A 21041-nucleotide genomic window follows, 5' to 3' on the forward strand; every position below is an offset into this window, starting at 1 on the left:
CCTGCGCCTGACGTGATCAATGAGGCAAACGAGAAAGGAACTCTCATGAAACATATACTGCTTGGAACGGCTCTTGTGGCCACTGCAGCGACTTCGAGCTATGCGGGCAGCGCCGATCCGGCACCTGTCGAGCCGATGATCGTCGAACCCGTCACCGTGGCCCCGACGCAGATGGGCGGCGACTGGACCGGCGCTTACGGCGGTCTGAGCTTTGGGAACCTGTCTGCAGATGCGGACGGTGTTGAGGACAGCGAAGGCGTCTATGGTGTGTATGGTGGTTATGACTACGACTTCGGCCAGTTCGTGGTTGGTGGTGAACTCGATTACCAGACCGGCGAAGATATCCAGCTGGGCGGCCTCGAAGTGGACGACGTGCTGCGTGCGAAGGTGCGTGGCGGTTATGACCTTGGTCAGACATTGGTCTATGCCACTGTTGGTGCGGCGCAGCTGAACACCAGCATTGGCGATGATACCGGGATCGTCGGCGGTCTGGGCGTCGAATACAAGGTGACCGAACAGTTCACTGTGGGTGGCGAATACCTGGCCCATCGCTTTGATGATTTCGACGACACCGGCGTCGATGTCGAGGCGGACACATTGTCGATCCGCGGCAGCTTCCGCTTCTAAGGCAGTCGCTTGTCGTAAGGCACATAACGCGCATCGGTCCCTCCGGTGCGCGTTTCTTTGCGGGTCAGTGTGTTGCGGTGTTCGAGAACAGGTTGATCACCAAGATACCCGCCATGATCATGGCGATGCCAAAGATCGCGGGCCAGTCGAGCTTTTGTCCGAAGACGGCAAAACCGATGATCGCGATGAACACAATCCCCATGCCGGACCACATGGCATAGGCGATGCCCACCGGAAATGTCTTGAGCGCGATGGCGAGAAGGTAGAACGCGGCCCCATAGGCCACGACCACGATGGCCGAAGGCAGGGGGCGGCTGAACTGTTGGCTGGCCTGCAAGGCGGTGGTGCCGATGGTTTCGGCCAGAACGGCAAGCATGAGGACGAGATAGGGCATGGCGATCTCCTGAACGGTGCGATCTTCATGGCCGATTGCGGACGGGGGGACCAGCCCCCCGCACCACATGTTGCGATCAATTCAGGTGAATGTTGAAGCGGTTGCGGATTGCTGCATCGACCTCGGGTGCCATCCGGGCGCGCGACGGTTTCGACAGGATCATCTCTTTGCGCTCGGTCGCCTTGTTCACAAGGATCGGCTGCCCCTGTTCGACCCATTCCTTGGGCGAAGCACGATTGCCCAGCACCGGATAGACATAGTCTCGCTGCATCCGGTTCAGTGTATCATCACTGCCCAGATAATGCCCCGGCCCACCGATGCAGGTCTTGCGCATGACTTCGAGGCTAAGATCGTCCTCGGTCACTTCGATGCCGCGTACGCAGCGCAGCGCCTGACCAATCAGGTCGTCCCCCAAGATCAGGCTTTCATGGCAGAAACCCAAAAGCGATGCATGCATCCCGGCGGCCTCGTAGACCATATTCAGGCCCGACAGCCCCGCCATGACGTTGGAACACATCTGTTCCCAGCCCGCCTGCATGTCGGGCAGCTTGGCGTCAGCGATCCCGGCCGCAGCACCGCCGCACAAGCCGTAGTAGCGGTGCATCTGTGCACAACCTGCGGTCAGCAGCGCCTGTTCGCCCGAACCGCCAGACATGGCCCCGGTGCGCAGGTCCGAGACAAACGGCCATGTGCCGAAGATCACGGGATGGCCCGGCGCCATGGCGTTGACATAGACGACGCCTGCCAGACATTCGGCAACCGCCTGCACGATGGCACCGGCAATTGACGCAGGGGCGGTGGCCCCGGCTTGCCCCGCGCTGAGCAAGAGCACAGGCATGCCGCCACGGATACAGGCTTCCATGACCTGACAGGACTCGGTTGCGAACTTCATTGGCGGGACGACGAAACAATTGGAATTCGACACGAAAGGTCGCGCGCGCCATGCGTCCTCGCCGCCCGCGATCAGGTGCAGAAGTTCAAACGCATCCGGCACGAAAGACGGTTCGGTAAAGGACACACCGACATGTTTGTAGGTGCCCGAACAGCAGGCATAAATGGTGTTGAGATCCATTTCCTTGTTGTCGGGAATGTCGCGCGCCACCATTGGGCGCTGCACGAAATGAATGTTTTCGAGATGGTCCGCAATGCGGGCCGCGTCGTGCAGATCCTGCACCGTGCTTTCGCGGTAATTGCCACTCTCCACATCGACCATGTGTACCGCAGCGCCAGCCGTGCCGTAGTGCACACGGGTGCCTGACAGATCGAGGTCATAAAGCGGATCGCGGCCACACAGCGTGACCGCGCGGTTGGCAATCGCCAGCATATCTTCGACCAGCGCACGCGGGAACCGGATGCGACCATCGTCACCAAGGATCGCACCCGCGTCGGTCATGATCTTGATGCCGGAGGGAGGCGCTTCGGACAGGCCGATTTCTTCGAGTGCGGTCAGGGCTGCGTTGTGAATGCGGTCAAGATCCGCCACATCAAGCGGATCATAGCGACCACCGGACATGCCGGGGCGGATCGGGCGCAGATTGTCGGCCAGCGGGTTGGCACGCGCATGACGCCGGGCAGCACGGCCACCGGCGCGACGAGGGGACAGATCGGTCATGTGAAAACTCTTTTGAAGGGGATGGGGACGGTGACAGCAAAGACCCCGATCAGGGACGTCCGCGTGCCGCGCGTCCGCGTCGCGCCCCGATGGTGCGCAGAACAAGTGTCAGGGCGGAACGATCACCGCGCATCTGCTTCTCCGTAAAGCTACGGAAATGCTGCCTTTAGCGATGCGCGCAATCTGTGCTGATTGCGACAAAGTGTCGTTTTTGACTGTTTTCTAAGCAGAACAGAGTCAGGAGCGCGCCACATAGCGGTCGCGGCGGTGGTTCACCGTGACGATCATATTTAGAATCACCGCGCCCAGAAGCGACCAGACCACCACCGGTGCAGGCAGAACCCAAAAGGCCAAGCCGAACACAAAGACATCGAACATCAGTTGCGTGTTGCCCGCCTGAATGCCACGCGTGTCCTGCAACCAGAGCGCCACGATCCCGACACCGCCCAGTGTCGCACCGTGCCGGAAAAGCGACAGCAGACCGATCCCCGCAAGCACACCGCCAAGCACAGCGCCCAGAGCCGGATGCACCATGTCGAGGGTCAGCACATGCGGGAACAGCTCGGATATCGTGGACATGAGCGCTACTGCGGCAAAAGTCTTGAGCGTGAAGGTCCAGCCAAGCTGATGCACCGCAAGGATGTAGAAGGGCAGGTTCAGCACAAAGAAGACCAGCCCGAAGGACCAATCGGTCACATAGCGCGTCACCAGCGCCAGCCCCGCGATCTGCCCGGTCAGCAAATTGCTTTGGGACAGGAACTGGATAGCGAGCGCCACAAGTGTGGCACCGATCAGGATGCCTTGGATGTCTTCCAGAACCGTGTGACGGTCGGCGGGTGGTTTGCTGAGCAGAAACATAGGTCAGCAATTATGACATATTTTGGTGAAGTCAAGTCGCTACCACCGCCCCGACGCGCCACCGCCACCGGATCGGCCCCCGCCGAAACCGCTGCTGGATGACGACGAAAGGCGCGAAATGGTGTAGGACCGCACATCCCTATAGCTGCATTGGCTGCACCGCGTGGTGACTTCGCCGCTGCCCTGACTGGTGCGGGTCGGTCTGCGCAGGGTCGTGCGCACTCGGCTAAGCGCGCGGCTGCCGCAATTCGGACAACGCTGAAACCGTGTGAGAAGATCCCCCAGAAATCGCCGCGCCACGATAAGCAGCGCGCCGAGAATGGCCACGAACGCCATCCACGGGGGCAACTCTCCGTCAGCCGAGGGCGCGTCTGATCCTTCCGAAAATGGGAGGGCGATGGAGGCGATTACGTCTTCGACCCCGTCACTGATCCCGCTGGCGTAATCCCCCGTTTCGAACGCGGGCAGGAACGAGCGGTTGACCACGTTCTGCGACACCCGATCCCAGTCGCGGGCGAATCCCGCACCCAGTTCGATCCGCATGGCACGGTCCTCGGAAAGGACCAGCACCAGAATGCCGTCGTTTCGGGTGGCGTCACCGATACCCCAATGATTGAACAGCCCTGTCGCAAAGTCTTCCAGCGACTGCCCTGCGGCATAGGGTGCTTGCGACCGCAGGGTGAGCACCGCAAATTCGATCCCTGTATCGCGCCGTAAACCTGCCAGCCTGGCATCTAGCGCCGCTTCCTGCGCATCGGTCAGAAGGTCGGCACGATCGGTGATCGTGGTGCGGTCGTAATCGGGGAAAACCTGTGCCCAAATCGGTGTTGCGAGAAACAGAAATACCGCAATCCACCGCATCGTTCTTACCCCGTTAAAGCCGCATTCAACCGTTCATCCAGCTTTTCCAGAAAGCCCATCGTGGTCAACCAGCTTTGCTGCGGGCCAACCAGCAAAGCAAGATCCTTGGTCATGTACCCGGCCTCGACCGTTTCCACCACAACCCGCTCCAGCGTTTCGGCAAAAGCACGCAGACTGATGTTCTCGTCCAGCTTGGCCCGGTGCTTGAGCGCGCCAGTCCATGCATAGATCGATGCGATGGAGTTGGTGGAGGTCTGTTCGCCCGCCTGATGCTGGCGGTAATGGCGCGTGACGGTGCCGTGCGCGGCCTCGGCCTCGACGATCTTGCCATCGGGGGTCATGAGGACGGACGACATCATGCCCAGCGACCCGAACCCCTGCGCCACGGTGTCGGACTGCACATCACCATCGTAGTTCTTGCAGGCCCAGACGAAACCGCCCGACCATTTCAATGCAGAGGCGACCATGTCGTCGATCAGGCGGTGCTGATATTCGATGCCCTTGGCCTCGAACGCGTCTTTGAATTCGGTCTCGAAGATCTCGGCGAAAATCTCGATGAAGCGGCCATCATATTGTTTCAGAATGGTATTCTTCGTCGAAAGGTATACTGGCCAACCGATGTTTAGCCCGTAGTTGAACGACGCCCGTGCGAAATCGGTGATCGACGCATCTAGGTTATACATCGACATGAAGACACCCGCAGAGGGCGCGTCATAGACATCGCGTTCGATCACTTCGCCATCGGCGCCTTCGAACTTCATGGTGAGCTTGCCAGGTCCGGGGAATTTGAAATCGGACGCTTTGTACTGATCCCCAAAGGCATGACGTCCAACGACTATGGGTTTGGTCCAACCCGGCACAAGACGTGGCACGTTGCGGCAAATGATCGGCTGGCGGAAGATCACGCCGCCAAGGATGTTGCGGATCGTGCCGTTTGGGCTGCGCCACATCTGCTTGAGACCGAACTCTTCGACCCGCGCTTCATCGGGGGTGATGGTCGCGCATTTGACGGCAACGCCGACCTCTTTGGTCTTTTCGGCGGCGTCGATGGTGATCTGGTCGTTGGTGCGATCCCGTTCCTCGATGCCCAGATCGTAATAAAGCAGGTCGATGTCGAGATAGGGCAGGATCAGTTTTTGCTTGATGAAATCCCACATGATGCGGGTCATTTCATCACCGTCCATTTCAACGATGGGGTTATCGACTTTGATTTTCGACATGGGGGAGAGTCCTTTTCGACGTCTTGGTCGTGACCGTATCAGGTTGTCATCCGCGCATCGACCCGCACCATGAGGCGCATGAGCGCAAGGCCAAGCGCGGCTTGAAAAAAGATCGCGACCGACAAAGGCAGGGGGGTGCCATCAAAGAGCAGCCCCACCGGCACGGCAAGCGCCACACCAAAGACGGTCGCCACGGAACTGATAACGCTGGCGGCCATACCCGCGATATGCCCCATCGGTTCCTGCGCGATGGCGTTCAGGTTGCCAATGGTCATACCCGCCTGAAAGAACAGCGACACCTGCCAGACCACGAAGGCCCCGAAATACAGGTCGTTCGATACGTGGCCCGCAGCTGCAGCAGTGGCGACAAGGATCATCGCAGCCGACAGCACCACCTGCGCCAGCAGCATCACCCGGACGAGGTACATCATGCCCAGCCGCATGACCAAACGCGCGTTCAGAAAGCCCGAAGATGCGGCGACGATGGCCACAGCGCCGAACCAGAGCGGAAAGGACTCGGCCCGGTCAAAGGTAATGTCGAAGATTTGCTGGATCGACGATAGCAACCCGAACAGCATCCCAAAGGACAACGCTTGCACGGCGATCGAGATGCGGACAACGGGGTGGACGAACATTTCCACAAAGGCACTGCGCAGCGCGTGGAGGCGCAAGGACCTGCGGTTTTCCGGGGCAAGGGTTTCCGGCAAGCGGATGGCAACCCACATAGCAGAGATCGCCGAGAACCCGACAAAGCCGTAAAACACTGCGCGCCAATCCCAGATATCGATCACGATAGAACCAAGCAGTGGCGCGATGGCAGGCACCAAAGAGAAGACAATCATCACAAAGGACACGATCTGCGCCATGCCGCGCCCGGCGTATAGATCGCGGATCACCGCCATCGCAACGACACGCGGCCCGGCAGCACCCAGTCCCTGCACGACCCTCGCGGCCAACAGCACTTCGAGTGATTGCGCCCAAGAGGCGACCACGGCACCGACAATATAAAGAACCGACCCCCAGAGCATCACTGGCTTGCGCCCAAACGTGTCAGACAATGGACCGGTCACAAATGTGCCAAGACCCATTCCCAGTACAAAACTTGTGACGATCAGCTGCGCTTTATTGATGTTGTCGGGGGAAAGTGTCTCGGCGATTTGCGGCAGCGCAGGAAGCATCGCGTCGATGGACAGGGCGACCGTTGCGGCCAGCATGGCCATCAGGGCGACGAACTCTGTACGCGACATGGCAGTGGGCATGGGGACTCCGGAAAACCTGCGGGAGCCGTACCACCATGTGGCTTGAGGGAACAGTGGAGAACGTGATCAGGTCTTGTCAGGTAAGTCGGACGGATTCACCGGATCGTCGTCAGTGTTGGCGGTCCGTTCGGGTTCTTGAAACCGCGCAATCAGCCATTCGGTGTGTTCTTCGCGTTTCCGCATTGCGAACATGCCGAATTGCTGAATTGTCACGGCAAAGATGCCCAGCCCCAAAAGAATAAAGACGGTTGTGCCAACCTTGCCGATGTCGGTCACTGGAACAAGATTGCCGTAACCGACCGTGGACAATGTCACCACGGTGAAGAAATACGAGTCCAGCCAGCTCCAGCCTTCTGCCCAGCGAAAGAAAGCCGTGCCACCGATGATGATCGCCACCAGTGTGACAATCAAAGTTGTGATACGCACCGGCGTGTTCATGCGTCGAGCGTGGCACCTTGTGCCAGATCGTCCAGCACCTTCAGCCACAGTTCGGTCGGTTGCGCGCCGGGGACGGCGTGTTGGCTGGCGACAATGAACGTGGGCACCGATGTGATCCCCATACCACGTGCCGCTGCATCCCGGTCGACGATATCACGACGGTCTTCGTCTGTGCCCAAGAGCCGCAGCACAACGCTGGCATCCATGCCGCAGGAATCCGCGATATCAGCCAGAACGTCAGCGTCGCCAATATCGCGGCCGTCGACGAAATATGCTGTGAACAGAGCATCGACCACTGCATTTTGATGGCCTTCGATCCCAGCCCAATGGATCAGTCGGTGCGCATCAAGCGTGTTTGGCGTTTTCTGGATGCCTTCGAAATTGATGCTCAAACCCGCTTTCTCGGCATGCTCCACCACGGGTGCGTAAGCTTTGATCGCGCCTTCCTTGCCGCCGAACTTGCCCTCGAGATACGCGCGCCGATCCACGCCTTCCTTTGGCATTTCCGGGTTCAGTTGGAATGGGTGCCACGTGATCAGAAAGGGATGGTCGGGGCGTTGCGCCAACGCGCGGTCGAAGTGTGTTTTGCCAATGTAGCACCAAGGGCAAATCGGGTCGGACATGATGTCGAGCTTGACCATGAGGTATTCCTTTCCAGACGTTGGGATCGGTCTAGCAGACTGTGCCGCGATTGGTAAGCATAGGTCAGAGCGGCGGATGGTCCGGGAGCGCGCGGCGCAGAAGTTTGTTGTTGGCATTACGGGGCAGGGACGCGACGCGGGTATAAAGTCGCGGTTGTTTATAGCGGGCCAGACGTTCAGTTGCGAAGCTTTCCAGCGCGGTGGGGTCCAGCGGGCGGTCCGACACGTAATACGCCGCGATCACGCGGGTGTCGGCTTTGATGTCTATATCGGTAACACCGACTTCGTGGATGTCGGGATGGGCCAGCAAGGCTGCTTCAACCTCCAGCGGGCTGACACGGAACCCGCCTGCATTCATCATGTCGTCGGCGCGGCCGTGATACAAAATGTCTTTGTTTTCTGTCATTTCGCCCATGTCCCCGGTCAGAAACCAATCGCCCTGATACCGGGCAGCAGTTTCCTCGGGCTGGTTCAGGTATCCCAGCATAAGGCCCGGATCGTCGCGGTGTACGGCGATGATGCCGGGAGTGCCGATGGGGACTGGGCCTTGATCGCCCATGATCGCGATGCGGCGGCCCTGTTGTGGCCAGCCAAGGCTTTCTGGCGGCAAGTCGGGTGATCCGGGGGCCGCGGAAATGAAGGTCGAACATTCGGACATGCCGAACGCCTCGTGAACGCGGGTGCCCGTTGCCGCATGCCACGTGTCGCGTATCGACGCGGGCAGCTTTTCCCCGGCAGACAGGCCATGTCGCAGTTTCGGAAGATCAAGGCTGCCTGACTTTAGGATGTTCCGGTAAACACCCGGGGCTGCAGCAAAAATCGTTGCTTCATGACGCTTGAGCAGGAGCGGGATCTGCGCATGTTCGACGCCCTGCGCCGGGATGAGGGCGGTGGCGCCTTTGGTCCACGGGTCCAACAGGCCCGTACCCAATGTATAGGTCCAGTTGAACGCGCCTGCGTGCATGAGGCGATCAGACCTGGTCAAGCCGTACCAGCCGTCCATCATCATCCCGCGCGCCCAGATGGCGCGATGGGCGTGGCAGACGGCGCGGGGTTTGCCTGAAGTGCCAGAGGTGAAGATGATATAGGCCAAACGGTTCGGATCACCGAAAGCATAGGGGGCAGGTGACAGGCCGTACCATTCAGACATCTGATCCGTACGGATCACCAGTACGGATGCCGGGCAGGCGGTCTGACCGTCGTGCAGGATCGCTGTCGGGTCCGTCATGTCGACCAGAACCTGAACTTCAGGTTCGGTGAGTTGCGACGACGTAGGGATCGGCACAATCCCGACCGCGATGGCGGCGAGATAGGCCACCGGAAATTCGACGGAATTGCCCACCCGCATCAACAGCCTGTCGCCCGGGACAAGACCACTTTGTAAAAGCCCGGTGGCGCTGCCAAGGATGGCGCTACGCAGGCGATCATAGCTCCAGCGTTGGGCGCCTGTGGGTTTCACTACAGCCAAAGCGATCTTGTCCGGCGCGCGGTCGCTGGCGGCCAGAACATGGGCTGTCAGATTGAAGTCCTGCGGGCAGGGCGGCCAGGGGCCAGTGTCGGATATCGAGCTCATGCCAAAGCCCTAGGCCGCAAACGAAAGCGCCGCAAGCGCAGGTTGCCGGGGAGGCAAGCTGGCACTATAGATGCACCCATGACTCATGATCCGAAAAACCTGATCCGTATCGCGCGGGACACCGGCGCCCAAGACCAGCCCGAGCCGCTGAACCTGGGCGAGCGCGTGCGTGACTTGCGCAAAGCACGGAACTGGACGTTGGAGCAAGCCGCGCAGCAGGCGGGGTTGGCGCGGTCGACGCTGTCGAAGATCGAGAACGGGCAAATGTCGCCCACCTATGACGCGCTGAAGAAGCTGGCCATCGGATTGCAGATCGGCGTGCCGCAGCTTTTCACGCCGCCGCAGCGGGAAAAGGTCAACGGCCGGATGGTGGTCACGCCCAATGGGCAAGGTCAACAACACGCCACAACCACTTACGAACACGAGCTTTTGGCGGAAAACCTAACGAAAAAACAGATGCTTCCGTATCGGGCGCGGGTGCGGGCGCGCACGGTTGATGAATTCGACGGTTGGGTACGTCACGACGGCGAAGAGTTCCTGTACGTGCTGACCGGCGTGATCCGTCTGTATACCGAATTTTACGAGCCGGTCGAAATGCGCCGGGGGGACAGCGCCTATTACGACGCCACGATGGGGCATAACGTGATCTCGGTCTCGGATGACGATGCCAGCATCCTATGGGTCACGTCACTTAGTTCGGCGTAAAGGTCAGTGCAGACTGACGTCTTGCCCCTGTCTGGCGAGAGATTGAAAGAACAGCCAATCCGCCAATTCCTCGCTGGCTTCCAGATCGGTCAGATCATGCGTCACCGCAATGTGCTGGGTCAGGCCGGTCAGATCCTGTGGCGGCTGTTCCAAAGCCTCGCGGCTGAGAAGCGGAAAGCGGGCCTCAAGATGGGCCAGCGCGGTTGTCCAGTTTTCAGTGATGTCAGTCCAAGTCATCAGACGCTCCTCCAAACGCCCCTCGCACTGTCTACGATGGCATGCAGAGCGAGTCGCTCAAAAGCGGCGCGCGGTCGCATGGGGCAGCGCGCCGCAGACGTTGGTTGGTCGGAGTTTTAGAACCAACTTTGGACAGTGCGGGACGTGGTCGAGATATCCTGACCGATGCCATCAACGGTGGCACAGGCGCTCAGCGCGCCTGAAACCAGTATGAAAAGTACCCATGCACGCATGGATCACTCCTCTTCCCACCACCAGACATCAGGCTGCCAGCCGATCCAATCGCCATAGATCGGGATTGCGGTCGGGTATTTGAGCTCTTTCGCATGGGCGATGCGACTGATGTTCCACTGGTAGATCGGGATAACGTATCGGCCGGTGGTCAACACCCGGTCCAGCGCGCGGGTGGCGGCAACGAAGTCATCGCGCGAGTCCGATTGCAGGATCGCGTCCACCATCGCTTCGGCGGCGGGGGAACACATCCCCATCCAATTGCGTGTGCCCGGATTATCGACACCGTCACAGCCCCAATAGAGCTTTTGTTCGTTGCCGGGGCTGAGAGACATGCCCCAACGGTTGTAGCTCATGTCGAAGTCGTAATTGGTGGTTCGTTCCTTGAACTGCGCCGAGTCGATCGTTGTGATCGTCGGCGTGATGCCGACCCGTTCCAGCGATTGCGTGTAGAGGTCGATGATCGACTGTTCCTCGGTGCTGCCTTGCTGGAGCAGGATTTCAAAGGTGAAGGGCGCACCGTCTGGGCCGACCATCTTACCATCGTTGATGGTGTATCCCGCCTCTTCCATCAGGTCGATGGCAGCGCGGATGTTGCCACGGTTGCGTTCGGTCCCGTCTGAAACGGGCAGGGCGTAGCCATCCAGGGCGCCGGGCAGCAGGTCGGCTGCAAATGGTTCAAGCAGGTCGCGCACGCGGCCCTCTGCCGGACCGTCCTGCATGCCCAGAACCGAGTTCGAGAGATACGAGGTGATGCGCGGCTGTTTTGAGCCGGTCATGGTTTCGTTGATGAATTCAAAATTGAACGCATGCAGCATCGCATCACGCACGCGCCAGTCCTTGAACTGTTCGCGGCGGGTGTTCATCACGAAACCGGTCATTCCCGAGGGGCGTTCATGCGGGATCACCGATTTGACCACATCACCGCTGTCGATGGCGGGGAAGTCGTATTGGGTGTCCCATTTTTCGACATTGAATTCGCGGCTGGAATTCAGCGCACCGGCCTTGAACGCCTCGAACATGGCGGTGCCGTCGCCGTAGAATTCCATGCGGATCTCATCAAGGTTCGCCTGACCGCGCATGAAGTTGACGTCTCGGCCCCAATAGTCTGGGTTGCGCTTGAGGCTGACATAGCGGCCCGCTTCGAATTCGTCGATCACGTAAGGGGCGGTCGAAATCGGCACCTCGTCAATGCCGGATGCGTCGAATTCCTTGCCGTCCCACTGGGCATTTTTCAGGATCGGACGCATGCCGATCAGCAGCGCCATTTCGGGGTCGTCTTCGTTGAAGGTGAACCGAATGCTGCGCGGTCCGGTCTGTTCCATCGACGCCACTTTCTTCCACGCGCCGTGGTAGCGGGGGTGCCCGATGGTGCCGAGGGTCTCGTAGGACCACATCACGTCTTCCACGGTGAGCGGTGTGCCATCCGAGAACGCTGCCTCTTCGCGCAGGACAAATTCGACCCAATCGCGGTTTTCGCCAACCTCGATTGATTCGGCGAGAAGGCCGTAAAGTGTGAACGGTTCGTCCCAGTTTCGACCCATCAGGCTTTCATATGCGAGGAACCGAAGCTGCCACGGGGTCGAGCCTTTGGCGATATGCGGGTTAAGGCTGTCGAAGCCGCCTACCTCGCCTGTCACGATGCGTCCGCCCTTGGGTGCCTCTGGGTTGGCATAGGGGAGGGACACAAAATCCGGTGGTAGTTCCGGGTCGCCATACATAGCTATGCCGTGTTGCGGGTCTGCCGTTGCGAATTGCGCGCTAAGCGCGAGTGTCAAAGCGGCGATGCTGATGTGACGTTTTAGGAAAAAAACCGATCTCATTTTCGCAACAATCCCTGTCTGCCCTTGTTTTGTTGTGCCTGACGGTAACTGGGCTTTCGTGGCTTTTCAAACTTTTAGCTTGGAACGCTGCGAAGAATTGCCTATAAAGGACTTACTGCTCGATAGGTTTCTTGCCTGTATGAAACCTGCCTCAATAACTTAACCCCGGCTTCGTGCCGGGGTTTTTTTCTGTCTGTATATCAGCCGTTCTGCAAGAGTGACGCAACAGCAGGAGAGGTGAGATGGACAGCTTGACCCAAGTTCTAAAGGCCTATGGCGATGCATGGTGCGAAGCCGACGCGGACAAACGGCGCGCCCTTCTTGGGATCGCGTGGGCGGATGATGGCCTTTACCAAGACCCCGGTAGCGAGGCGCGGGGGCGCGATTCGCTGCATGCGCATATCGGGCGGGTTCATGCGCAATTTCCGGGCGCTCGAATCGAGCTGACCTCGGGTGTGGATGCGCATCACGATCGTATCCGTTTTGCGTGGCGCATGGTCATGACGGATGGGACGGTTCCGGTGCAGGGGGTCGACTTTGGGCGCGTCGGTGTCGATGGCCGTCTGACCGAGATCATCGGCTATTTCGGCGCACAGCCGCCAGAGGCGTGAACCACCATCCTTTCTTTGTGTTATGCAGTTGCAGCATGTAGCATGCTGCACAAGCAAAAGACCAAGGAAGGAGCGATCATGTCGCTGAAAGGGAAAACTGCTGTGATCACCGGGTCGAATTCCGGGATCGGCTTGGGTGTGGCGCATGAACTGGCCCGTGCAGGCGCGGATGTGGTGATCAATTCGTTTACCGACCGGGACGAAGATCATGCGCTCGCAGCGGAAATCGCCAAGGAGCATGGCGTCACGGTTCGCTATATCCAGGCCGATATGTCGAAGCCTGATCAATGCCGTGCGCTGATCGAACAGGCGGGCGCCTGCGACATCCTTGTAAACAACGCAGGCATCCAGCATGTCGCCCCGATTGACGAATTCCCGACCGAGAAATGGGACGCGATCATCGCGATCAATCTCAGTTCGGCCTTTCACACCACAGCCGTCGCTTTGCCGATGATGCGCAAGGCGGGTTGGGGCCGGGTGATCAATATCGCCAGCGCCCACGGGCTGACCGCGTCGCCGTTTAAATCAGCCTATATCGCGGCCAAGCACGGGGTTGTCGGGTTGTCGAAGACGACGGCCTTGGAGACGGCGCGGGAGCCGATCACCTGCAACGCGATCTGTCCGGGCTATGTGCTGACGCCGTTGGTCGAGGCGCAGATCCCAGATACCGCCAAAAAGTACGACATGACCGAAGAAGAAGTGACGCAGAAGGTGATCCTTGAACGCCAGCCGTCAAAGGAATTTGCGACGGTCGAGCAGATCGGGGGTACGGCTGTGTTCCTATGCTCGGATGCGGCGGCGCAAATCACCGGGACGACGATTTCCGTGGATGGGGGCTGGACCGCGCTTTGAGCGCGCGGTTGTAACGAGGGGCCAGCCCCTCGTGCTCCCCGGAGTTTATTGGGCAAGATGAAGGTGCAGGGGACGGTATGGTAAAGATCAATCTTGCGCTTCAGGGCGGTGGTGCGCATGGCGCGTTTACATGGGGTGTTCTGGACCGGCTTTTGGAAGAGGACGATCTGGAGATCGCGGCGATCACCGGCACCTCTGCCGGGGCCCTGAACGGGGCCGCGCTGAAATCCGGGTGGCTGGAGAACGGGCGGCAGGGCGCGCGGGACAATCTGGAATGGCTTTGGGCGCAGGTGGCGCGACTGGATGATCTGGCGGTGCCAAAATGGATGCAGGCGTGGCTGCCGACCCCGGCGGCGATCAGCACCGGGTTGGAGTTTTCGCCCATCTACATGCTGGGTGATACGCTTGGGCGGATGATGTCGCCCTATGCCTGGGGGCCGCTTTACGAGAATCCGTTGGAGAAGATCGTCGACCAGTTCGATTTCGGGCGGGTCTGCGCGATGGAAGGACCCCGGCTTTACGTATGCGCCACACAGGTCCGCGATGGCAAAGTGCGGGTTTTCGAGGGCGATGCGATCAGTACCCAAAGCATTTTGGCCTCGGCCTGTCTGCCAACGCTGTTTCAAGCTGTGGAGGTGGAAGACCCGGAGACCGGCAACATGGAGGCGTTCTGGGACGGGGGCTATACCGGGAACCCGGCGTTGTTTCCGCTCTACGATGCGGAATTGCCCGATGATGTGGTGATCGTGAACATCAATCCGCTCGAACGCGATACCGTGCCGGTGATGCCGAACGAGATTCAGAACCGGATCAACGAGATCAGTTTCAATTCGTCGCTGCTGCGAGAGCTTCGCGCCATCGAATTCGTGCAGCGCCTGATTGCCGATGGCAAAATTCAGGAGGGGGCAATGAAGAATGTCCGAGTGCACATGATCGCCGATGACGACCTGATGAACGATCTTTCGGTTGCGACCAAAATGATCCCAGTGCCGTCGGTCATCGCCGAGTTGAAAGCGGCTGGCCGCCGTGCCGCAGGGTCGTTCCTTGCTCACCACAAGGATGATCTGGGGCAGCGGCAGACGGTCGATCTTGTCAGAATGTTTGGCTGAGCCACGCCATATATCCGGCATAGAGCAGCAGAAACATACCGCCTGACTTGCGGCCAATGCACTTTTTCCAGAAGAGCAAGCCGATCAGCAAGGCCGTGGAGGCCAGCATCACGCCGATATCGGGCAACAGGCTCGCATCCACGGGCAGGGGGACGACCAGCGCGGTGGCGCCAAGAATTCCGAGGATGTTGAAAATGCCCGATCCGAGGATGTTGCCAAGCGCCACATCCGATTGGCCGCGCCGGGCGGCCATCACGGTGGTGGCAAGCTCTGGCAGCGAAGTGCCGACGGCGACCAGCGTCAGACCGATCACCGCTTCGGGCACGCCATAGGCCCGCGCGATGCCTGTCGCGCCGTCGACCAGCGCAATCGCGCCTCCGATGGTGAGGGCAAGCCCGATGACAAGCAAGGTCGCGGCCTTGGGGAGGGGATCGGTGAGGATGCTCAGATCATCGGAAGGCACAGAACTGCTGCGGAAGGCGCCCCAGAGGTAGAAGCCCAGAAACCCAATCAGGCAGGCACCAGACAATGTGGAAATCTGACCGCTGACAGCAAGGGCCGCCAATGCAAGGGCGCTGCCGCCGACCCAAGAGGCTTCGCGTAGCAAGCCTGCCATCTGCGCGGCCACCGGACGGATCAGTGCCGCGACGCCTAGGATCAGCAGGATGTTGGCGATGTTGCTGCCCACCACGTTGCCAAGGGCAATTGCCGGTGCTCCGGCAAGGGCGGCGCTGAGAGAGGTCACAAGCTCGGGGGCGGAGGTGCCGAAGCCCACCAGCGTGAGCCCGATCACCAAAGGCGATACACCGAACCGGCGTGCCACACCGACCGCACCGCGCACCAACAGATCGCCGCCCGCCAGCAGCGCGACAAGGCCAAAGGCCACAAGGATCAGGTTCAAGGGGAAGACCTCAGCGTGTCACGCGCGAAACTGCGTCGGACCGTAGCGGGTAGGTGTGCAGGGACGCGGGTCCGTTCAAGCGGATGGCAAAAAGAATTATGCCGCCTTGGCAGGCTGGGACGGGTCTTTGGCATTGGGATAGACAAGCCCCGCCGAGATCACGAGTTTCGCTGCATCCTCGATCGACATCTCAAGCTCGACCACGTCTTCTTCTGGAAAGAACAGCAGAAAACCCGATGTGGGGTTCGGCGTGGTGGGCACAAAGACCGAGATCAGTTTGCCCATGGTTTCAGCCTTGTTGGACACCTCGCCGCGTGCATCGGTCGAGATAAAACCGATCGCCCAGATGCCCTTGCGCGGATACTGGATCAGGCAGGCCTTTTCGAAATTGCGTTCGGATTGGGCAAAGATCGTTTCAGCGATCTGTTTGACGCCGCTGTAGATCGACCGGACCACCGGCATGCGTTCGACAAAGCTTTCGGCAAAGCGGATCAACGACCGTCCGATCAGACCCTTGGCGACCCAGCCCACGGCAATCGTGAACACGAGGAAAAAAATGACGCCCACGCCGCGCAGGTTGATGCCGATATATTGTTCGGGGTTGAAGCGACCGGGCACCAACGGAAGCACGAACCCGTCGATCCACCCCATGATCGTCCAGATCAGCCAGATCGTCAAAGCCACTGGGGCAATGACGACGATGCCTGTCAGAAAGCTGGACCTCAGCCCGGCTACCAAGCCGGGTTTGCGCCGCTCAGGATCAAAGGGGGTGGTCATGGTGGGTCCGTCACTGGTTCCGAGAAAACCTAGGAGGTCGGACTGCCGTCTACAATGGGGGTAGGCGGCAAGATCCTGTTTTTCAACGCAGAGACATCAATTCCTGTGCAATTTGCGCCCCCAAACGGGCATTGTTCAGCACCAGTGCGATATTGGCGTCGAGCGAACGGCCTTCGGTCAGCTCGAAAATGCGTTGCAGCAGGTACGGGGTGAGCGCCTTGCCCGAGATGCCATGCGCTTCGGCATCTTGCGTGGCGCGGGCGATGATCGGGTGGATCTCGGCGTGCGGGATTTCGGCCTCGGGGGGGATCGGATTGGCGATCAATTGCCCCCCCGGCAAACCAAGGGCGGCGCGCATGGTATGGGCTTTGGCGATCTCGGCAGGTGTGTCGGCGCGCAGCGGTGCCTTGAGGGTAGAGCCGCGCGACCAGAAGGCGGGCAGCACGTCTTGACCATAAGCCATGACCGGAACACCAAGGGTTTCCAGCACCTCCAAGGTTTTTGGCAGGTCAAGGATGGCCTTTGCACCCGCGGCCACAACGGTGACGGGGGTTTGGGACAATTCCTGAAGGTCGGCGGAGATGTCGAAGCTTTGGTCTGCGCCACGATGCACGCCGCCGATGCCTCCGGTGGCGAACACGTCGATCCCCGCGATATGCGCCGCGATCATGGTTGCGGCCACGGTTGTGGCACCTGTGGCACCCTTGGCCATACAGACCGCCATGTCGGCGCGACTGAGCTTGGCGACCTGTTTGGCCTGCGCCAGCGCTTCAAGCTGACCCGCGCTGAGGCCGACACAAAGCCGCCCGTCAATCACTGCGATCGTGGCGGGTTCCGCGCCCGCGTCGCGCACCGTGTCTTCTATCGCACGCGCGGTTTCAAGGTTCTGCGGCCAAGGCATCCCGTGGGTGATGATCGTCGATTCCAGCGCGACGACAGGCTTGCCCGCGTCAAGCGCAGCCTGAACAGCGGCAGAGATATCAAGGGGCAGGGCGGTCATGTCAGGTTCCTCCGGCGACATAGGCAGCGGCAGTGGCAAGGGCGCGGTGCAAAGCTGTGGGGCGGTCCGCACCGCGCAGTTCGGATGCGATATGGGCGGCCATGAAGGTGTCGCCTGCGCCGGTCACGCGGGTCACCATCACCTCGGGTGGGCGTTCGGCAAGGATGCCGTCCTTGGTTGCGTCACAGGTGACGTTGCCACCATCGGTGACCAGCGCACGGGCTGCACCGCGTTCCATCAAAGCAGCACCGGCCTGTGGCGCGCTGACGAATTCGGTCTGGCAAAGCAGCCCAGCCTCTTCAAGGTTCACATACAGCACCCCTTTGCCCGCACGAATGAAGGGCAGAAGCCGTTCTGCTTTGCCCGGTGACGCGGGGGCGATACGCAGATCGGCGGCGGCAAAGGCTGGGTGGTGCACGATCTGGTCCAGCAGCGCTTCGGTCAGGTTGCCATCCAGCGCGATGGGACCGGGGAAGGGGGCTTCGACAAAACCCACAGGCCCGGTGATCAACGGGCGCAGGATCTTGTCCCCCGCCTGTTCCAGCGAATGCGCATCCGCGATGGCGGCGATCAGGCCGTTCTTGCCTTCGACCGCCATGTATTGATCGGTCGGCAAGTCATCCGAGCGGTAGAGATGATCGGTGATCAAGCCAAGCCGGTCACAGGCCGCGACAAGTTCGTGGCCTTCGGGATCACGTCCAACAACGCTCAGCAAGGCAGGCAACAGGTCGAAGCGCGCCAGGGTCATCGCAATGTTCAGCGCCACGCCACCGGGCAAGCGGGTGATGTGGCCGGGCACATCCGAGCCGTGTTTCATATGGCGGTCGGACCTGCCGATCACGTCCCACAGGACGGAGCCGATGCAAAGGATATCTGGACGCTGTGTCATGTGCCCGTCATCGCCCGAGTGATATGCCAGCGCAAGAGCGGGATTGCAGAACGTGCCGTCGCGCCGCCCATTGTTGCCGCCCGCGCTTTGTGGCAGGCCTGCGCACAGAATTGAACGGAGTTTTGCGACAATGATGAAACCTACTCTGATGCGCCCCGGCGGCCTTCCTTTTACCGCCTCCACACCTGTGGTGACGCCGCTGATGCCGTCTGTGGTGTACGCCAGCACAACCCCGGATCAGCTGGACGATCAGTACGAGGGCCGCACCGAGGGGTACACCTATGCGCGCGAGGGACATCCCAATGCGGATGTCTTGGCGCGCCGCATCGACGCCATGGAAGGCGCCCCAGTTCCCGGCATCGTGCTGGGGTCTGGCATGGCGGCAGTGACGGCAGTTCTGCTTGGTCTGTGCAAGGCGGGCGATCATGTGGTGGGCGGTGACCAGCTTTATGGACGCAGCTTGCGGATGATGCGGGACGACCTGCCGCGTCTGGGGATCGAGACATCGCTGGCCGATCCGACAGATGCGGCGGCGATGGCGGCGGCGCTGCGCCCCAACACGCGTTTGGTGCTGATCGAGGTGGTGTCGAACCCGACACTGCGGATCGCGGATGTGCAGGGGATTGCCGATCTCTGTCGCGAAAAGGGAGTGCTTTTGGTTGTGGACAACACGTTCACCACGCCGCGCGCTGTCAAACCGTTTGAACTGGGCGCAGATGTGGTGCTGCATTCGGTGACCAAGCTGCTTGCCGGTCATTCTGATGTGACACTCGGATGGGTGGCCACGCGCGAAGCAGCGGATGCCAAGGCGATCTACGATTTTGCTGTCACAACAGGCATGACGCCAAGCCCGTTCGATTGCTGGCTGGCAGAACGGGGGCTGATGTCGTTCGATCTGCGCTTTGACCGGGCGGAATCAAACGCAGCGCGGTTGGCTGATCATCTGGCGTCCCAGCCTTTGGTGAAGCGCGTGCTGTATCCGACGCGTCCCGATCACCCCGACCGCGCCCGCGCGCAGGGGCTTTTGCAGGGACGGGGCTGTAACATGGTCAGCTTCGAACTCGACGGCGGACGGGCCGAGGCCAATGCGTTTACCCAAGGGGCACATCAAGTCGCCTTTGCCCCGACCTTGGGCGATGTCGGCACGACTCTGTCACATCCGGCCAGTTCATCGCATCGGGGCCTTACACCTGAAGCCCGCGCCGCACAGGGCATGACCGAGGGTTTCTTCCGCGTGTCTGTCGGCCTTGAAGATCCGGACGCCCTGATGGCCGCTTTCGATGCGGGGCTTGCTGCGGTGGCTGCTGCAAAATGACAGCCGCTCCCCGCGATATTCTGATGGTTCTGGGCATTCCGGCGGTTCTGATCGCGCCGGATGACCGGATTTTCGCCGTTAACGCCGCTGCGGAAAAGCTGCTTGGCAAGAATATCGAGGGGCGGCACTTTATCACCGCGCTGCGCCAACCGACTCTGCTGGACACAATCGAGCAGGTGCAGCGCGAAGGAACGATGCGGGAAACCCGGTACCTGACCAATGACGGGCAACACGACATCACTTATCGCGTGACCTGTGGCGCTGTGCCGATGCAGGGGCGTCAGGGTGTTCTGGTGTCTTTTGAAGACATCACGCCGATGGAACAGGCCGGCCAGATGCGGCGCGATTTTGTGGCCAATGTGAGCCACGAGCTGCGTACGCCGTTGACCGCGTTATTGGGGTTTATCGAAACGCTGCAAGGCCCGGCGCGCAACGACACCAAGGCGCAGGAACGGTTTCTTGGGATCATGGGGGCCGAGGCCGAGCGGATGAACCGGCTGGTGTCGGACCTTCTGTCTCTTAGCCGCGTCGAGGCGGATGAACGGGTGCGCCCGGTCGATCCGGTTGATCTGTCGACGGTGCTGCAACAGACGCGCCACAGCCTTGCGCAACTGGCAGAGGATGCGGGGATCGAGATGTCGCTGCACCTCCCGGAGACAACTGTGACGGTGCCGGGAGATTCCGATCAATTGCGGCAGGTTCTGACCAACCTGATCGAGAACGCGATCAAATATTCCGGTCGCGGCACATGTGTGCGGATCAGTTTAGGTACACCGGATTACGAAAGCCGTCTGCGCGGGCAGGGCGTTCGGATCGAGGTCAGCGACACGGGGCCGGGCATCGAGGCGGTGCATTTGCCGCGATTGACCGAACGGTTCTACCGCGTCGACAGCCACCGGTCGCGTGAACTTGGGGGGACCGGTCTTGGTTTGGCGATCGTCAAACACATCGTCAACCGCCATCGCGGGCGCTTGCAGGTCGAAAGCCAGCAAGGCAAGGGCACTACCTTTACGGTGATCCTGCCACTGCAAGGTCAGCAAGACTAAGCGGGGGAATGAGCGCCTGATCGTTTCCGGCAACGGAAACGGGTGATGCGTTGACGCATCAT

General features: G+C 60.3%; 23 protein-coding genes. 7 read left to right on the forward strand and 16 right to left on the reverse strand.

Annotated elements, in window-relative coordinates; genetic code table 11:
- The first annotated feature begins 45 nt into the window (after window positions 1–45).
- Window positions 46–627, forward strand: coding sequence for an outer membrane protein (locus MCRY_RS13560; RefSeq protein WP_085630755.1), 582 nt, complete (start codon window positions 46–48; stop codon window positions 625–627).
- Between the two features lie 64 nt (window positions 628–691).
- Here the strand turns inward: MCRY_RS13560 and MCRY_RS13565 are convergent, their stop codons facing one another.
- From MCRY_RS13565 to MCRY_RS13605, 9 genes are all read right to left on the reverse strand, one after another.
- Window positions 692–1021, reverse strand: a complete 330-nt coding sequence (locus MCRY_RS13565) for a DMT family transporter (RefSeq protein ID WP_085630886.1) — start codon at window positions 1019–1021, stop codon at window positions 692–694.
- Window positions 1022–1097: 76 nt separating this feature from the next.
- Window positions 1098–2633 (reverse strand): trimethylamine methyltransferase family protein, encoded by a 1536-nt coding sequence (locus MCRY_RS13570; protein ID WP_085630757.1) that lies wholly within the window; start codon window positions 2631–2633, stop codon window positions 1098–1100.
- Window positions 2634–2870: 237 nt separating this feature from the next.
- Window positions 2871–3491 carry a YitT family protein gene (locus MCRY_RS13575; RefSeq protein WP_085630759.1) on the reverse strand — a complete coding sequence of 207 codons (621 nt, stop codon included), beginning with the start codon at window positions 3489–3491 and terminating at the stop codon, window positions 2871–2873.
- Between the two features lie 39 nt (window positions 3492–3530).
- A complete protein-coding gene (locus MCRY_RS13580) occupies window positions 3531–4352 on the reverse strand; it encodes a TPM domain-containing protein (RefSeq protein WP_085630761.1) in 822 nt (273 codons plus the stop codon).
- A 5-nt stretch (window positions 4353–4357) separates the two neighbouring features.
- Window positions 4358–5572, reverse strand: coding sequence for an NADP-dependent isocitrate dehydrogenase (locus MCRY_RS13585; protein ID WP_085630763.1), 1215 nt, complete (start codon window positions 5570–5572; stop codon window positions 4358–4360).
- Between the two features lie 38 nt (window positions 5573–5610).
- Window positions 5611–6831: a multidrug effflux MFS transporter gene (locus MCRY_RS13590; RefSeq protein ID WP_085630765.1), complete on the reverse strand. Its 1221-nt coding sequence runs from the start codon at window positions 6829–6831 to the stop codon at window positions 5611–5613.
- 66 nt (window positions 6832–6897) lie between these two features.
- Complete coding sequence (locus MCRY_RS13595; protein ID WP_244897913.1) at window positions 6898–7257, reverse strand: potassium channel family protein; 360 nt, start codon at window positions 7255–7257, stop codon at window positions 6898–6900.
- A gap of 8 nt (window positions 7258–7265) precedes the next feature.
- The gene (locus MCRY_RS13600; protein ID WP_085630769.1) at window positions 7266–7910 is read right to left on the reverse strand and encodes a DsbA family oxidoreductase; all 645 of its coding nucleotides are present in this window, start codon (window positions 7908–7910) and stop codon (window positions 7266–7268) included.
- Window positions 7911–7974: 64 nt separating this feature from the next.
- Window positions 7975–9483 carry a class I adenylate-forming enzyme family protein gene (locus MCRY_RS13605; protein ID WP_085630771.1) on the reverse strand — a complete coding sequence of 503 codons (1509 nt, stop codon included), beginning with the start codon at window positions 9481–9483 and terminating at the stop codon, window positions 7975–7977.
- Window positions 9484–9561: 78 nt separating this feature from the next.
- Between MCRY_RS13605 and MCRY_RS13610 the strand changes: the two genes are divergently transcribed.
- A complete protein-coding gene (locus MCRY_RS13610) occupies window positions 9562–10188 on the forward strand; it encodes a helix-turn-helix domain-containing protein (RefSeq protein WP_085630773.1) in 627 nt (208 codons plus the stop codon).
- 3 nt (window positions 10189–10191) lie between these two features.
- Here MCRY_RS13610 and MCRY_RS13615 read toward each other — a convergent pair whose 3' ends face one another.
- From MCRY_RS13615 to MCRY_RS13625, 3 genes are all read right to left on the reverse strand, one after another.
- Entirely contained in the window at window positions 10192–10425 is a 234-nt protein-coding gene (locus tag MCRY_RS13615) for a hypothetical protein (RefSeq protein WP_085630775.1), read from the reverse strand.
- Between the two features lie 116 nt (window positions 10426–10541).
- A complete protein-coding gene (locus MCRY_RS13620; RefSeq protein ID WP_085630777.1) occupies window positions 10542–10658 on the reverse strand; it encodes an entericidin EcnA/B family protein in 117 nt (38 codons plus the stop codon).
- A gap of 3 nt (window positions 10659–10661) precedes the next feature.
- The gene (locus MCRY_RS13625) at window positions 10662–12479 is read right to left on the reverse strand and encodes an extracellular solute-binding protein (protein WP_085630780.1); all 1818 of its coding nucleotides are present in this window, start codon (window positions 12477–12479) and stop codon (window positions 10662–10664) included.
- 242 nt (window positions 12480–12721) lie between these two features.
- Here MCRY_RS13625 and MCRY_RS13630 point away from each other — a divergent pair, with 242 nt between their 5' ends.
- The 3 genes from MCRY_RS13630 (at window position 12722) to MCRY_RS13640 (ending at window position 15051) form a co-directional block, all read left to right on the forward strand.
- The gene (locus MCRY_RS13630; RefSeq protein WP_085630782.1) at window positions 12722–13090 is read left to right on the forward strand and encodes a nuclear transport factor 2 family protein; all 369 of its coding nucleotides are present in this window, start codon (window positions 12722–12724) and stop codon (window positions 13088–13090) included.
- Window positions 13091–13168: 78 nt separating this feature from the next.
- Window positions 13169–13942: a 3-hydroxybutyrate dehydrogenase gene (locus MCRY_RS13635; protein WP_085630888.1), complete on the forward strand. Its 774-nt coding sequence runs from the start codon at window positions 13169–13171 to the stop codon at window positions 13940–13942.
- 77 nt (window positions 13943–14019) lie between these two features.
- Window positions 14020–15051: a patatin-like phospholipase family protein gene (locus tag MCRY_RS13640; RefSeq protein ID WP_085630784.1), complete on the forward strand. Its 1032-nt coding sequence runs from the start codon at window positions 14020–14022 to the stop codon at window positions 15049–15051.
- On the opposite strand, the gene MCRY_RS13645 is transcribed toward MCRY_RS13640, so the two are convergent.
- The 4 genes from MCRY_RS13645 to MCRY_RS13660 all read right to left on the reverse strand — a co-directional run bounded on the left by MCRY_RS13645 (window position 15035) and on the right by MCRY_RS13660 (window position 18618).
- Window positions 15035–15952, reverse strand: a complete 918-nt coding sequence (locus tag MCRY_RS13645; protein WP_085630786.1) for a calcium/sodium antiporter — start codon at window positions 15950–15952, stop codon at window positions 15035–15037. The two genes, MCRY_RS13640 and MCRY_RS13645, sit on opposite strands and share 17 nt — an antisense overlap.
- Before the next feature lie 96 nt (window positions 15953–16048).
- The gene (locus tag MCRY_RS13650) at window positions 16049–16729 is read right to left on the reverse strand and encodes a DUF502 domain-containing protein (RefSeq protein ID WP_085630788.1); all 681 of its coding nucleotides are present in this window, start codon (window positions 16727–16729) and stop codon (window positions 16049–16051) included.
- Window positions 16730–16811: 82 nt separating this feature from the next.
- The gene (locus MCRY_RS13655) at window positions 16812–17729 is read right to left on the reverse strand and encodes a pseudouridine-5'-phosphate glycosidase (protein ID WP_085630790.1); all 918 of its coding nucleotides are present in this window, start codon (window positions 17727–17729) and stop codon (window positions 16812–16814) included.
- A gap of 1 nt (window position 17730) precedes the next feature.
- On the reverse strand, window positions 17731–18618 hold the full coding sequence (locus tag MCRY_RS13660) for a PfkB family carbohydrate kinase (protein WP_085630792.1): 888 nt from the start codon (window positions 18616–18618) through the stop codon (window positions 17731–17733).
- A gap of 133 nt (window positions 18619–18751) precedes the next feature.
- Here MCRY_RS13660 and MCRY_RS13665 point away from each other — a divergent pair, with 133 nt between their 5' ends.
- Both MCRY_RS13665 and MCRY_RS13670 read left to right on the forward strand, forming a co-directional pair.
- Window positions 18752–19933: a trans-sulfuration enzyme family protein gene (locus tag MCRY_RS13665; RefSeq protein ID WP_138488169.1), complete on the forward strand. Its 1182-nt coding sequence runs from the start codon at window positions 18752–18754 to the stop codon at window positions 19931–19933.
- Window positions 19930–20979: an ATP-binding protein gene (locus MCRY_RS13670; protein WP_085630794.1), complete on the forward strand. Its 1050-nt coding sequence runs from the start codon at window positions 19930–19932 to the stop codon at window positions 20977–20979. Before MCRY_RS13665 ends, MCRY_RS13670 begins: the two co-directional genes overlap by 4 nt.
- Window positions 20980–21041 lie beyond the last annotated feature (62 nt).

The organism is Marivita cryptomonadis, from assembly GCF_002115725.1.
GTDB classification, from domain to species: Bacteria; Pseudomonadota; Alphaproteobacteria; order Rhodobacterales; family Rhodobacteraceae; genus Marivita; species Marivita cryptomonadis.

Excerpts from the sequence above, each read along its gene's own strand:
- MCRY_RS13660 (WP_085630792.1), bottom strand. The coding sequence starts at position 18,618 with ATGACACAGCGTCCAGATATCCTTTGCATCGGCTCCGTCCTGTGGGAC.
- MCRY_RS13635 (WP_085630888.1), top strand. The coding sequence starts at position 13,169 with ATGTCGCTGAAAGGGAAAACTGCTGTGATCACCGGGTCGAATTCCGGG.
- MCRY_RS13585 (WP_085630763.1), bottom strand. The coding sequence starts at position 5,572 with ATGTCGAAAATCAAAGTCGATAACCCCATCGTTGAAATGGACGGTGAT.
- MCRY_RS13620 (WP_085630777.1), bottom strand. The coding sequence starts at position 10,658 with ATGCGTGCATGGGTACTTTTCATACTGGTTTCAGGCGCGCTGAGCGCC.
- MCRY_RS13600 (WP_085630769.1), bottom strand. The coding sequence starts at position 7,910 with ATGGTCAAGCTCGACATCATGTCCGACCCGATTTGCCCTTGGTGCTAC.
- MCRY_RS13610 (WP_085630773.1), top strand. The coding sequence starts at position 9,562 with ATGACTCATGATCCGAAAAACCTGATCCGTATCGCGCGGGACACCGGC.
- MCRY_RS13570 (WP_085630757.1), bottom strand. The coding sequence starts at position 2,633 with ATGACCGATCTGTCCCCTCGTCGCGCCGGTGGCCGTGCTGCCCGGCGT.
- MCRY_RS13580 (WP_085630761.1), bottom strand. The coding sequence starts at position 4,352 with ATGCGGTGGATTGCGGTATTTCTGTTTCTCGCAACACCGATTTGGGCA.
- MCRY_RS13630 (WP_085630782.1), top strand. The coding sequence starts at position 12,722 with ATGGACAGCTTGACCCAAGTTCTAAAGGCCTATGGCGATGCATGGTGC.
- MCRY_RS13560 (WP_085630755.1), top strand. The coding sequence starts at position 46 with ATGAAACATATACTGCTTGGAACGGCTCTTGTGGCCACTGCAGCGACT.
- MCRY_RS13565 (WP_085630886.1), bottom strand. The coding sequence starts at position 1,021 with ATGCCCTATCTCGTCCTCATGCTTGCCGTTCTGGCCGAAACCATCGGC.
- MCRY_RS13590 (WP_085630765.1), bottom strand. The coding sequence starts at position 6,831 with ATGCCCACTGCCATGTCGCGTACAGAGTTCGTCGCCCTGATGGCCATG.
- MCRY_RS13650 (WP_085630788.1), bottom strand. The coding sequence starts at position 16,729 with ATGACCACCCCCTTTGATCCTGAGCGGCGCAAACCCGGCTTGGTAGCC.
- MCRY_RS13575 (WP_085630759.1), bottom strand. The coding sequence starts at position 3,491 with ATGTTTCTGCTCAGCAAACCACCCGCCGACCGTCACACGGTTCTGGAA.
- MCRY_RS13670 (WP_085630794.1), top strand. The coding sequence starts at position 19,930 with ATGACAGCCGCTCCCCGCGATATTCTGATGGTTCTGGGCATTCCGGCG.
- MCRY_RS13625 (WP_085630780.1), bottom strand. The coding sequence starts at position 12,479 with ATGAGATCGGTTTTTTTCCTAAAACGTCACATCAGCATCGCCGCTTTG.
- MCRY_RS13665 (WP_138488169.1), top strand. The coding sequence starts at position 18,752 with ATGAAACCTACTCTGATGCGCCCCGGCGGCCTTCCTTTTACCGCCTCC.
- MCRY_RS13655 (WP_085630790.1), bottom strand. The coding sequence starts at position 17,729 with ATGACCGCCCTGCCCCTTGATATCTCTGCCGCTGTTCAGGCTGCGCTT.
- MCRY_RS13615 (WP_085630775.1), bottom strand. The coding sequence starts at position 10,425 with ATGACTTGGACTGACATCACTGAAAACTGGACAACCGCGCTGGCCCAT.
- MCRY_RS13640 (WP_085630784.1), top strand. The coding sequence starts at position 14,020 with ATGGTAAAGATCAATCTTGCGCTTCAGGGCGGTGGTGCGCATGGCGCG.
- MCRY_RS13605 (WP_085630771.1), bottom strand. The coding sequence starts at position 9,483 with ATGAGCTCGATATCCGACACTGGCCCCTGGCCGCCCTGCCCGCAGGAC.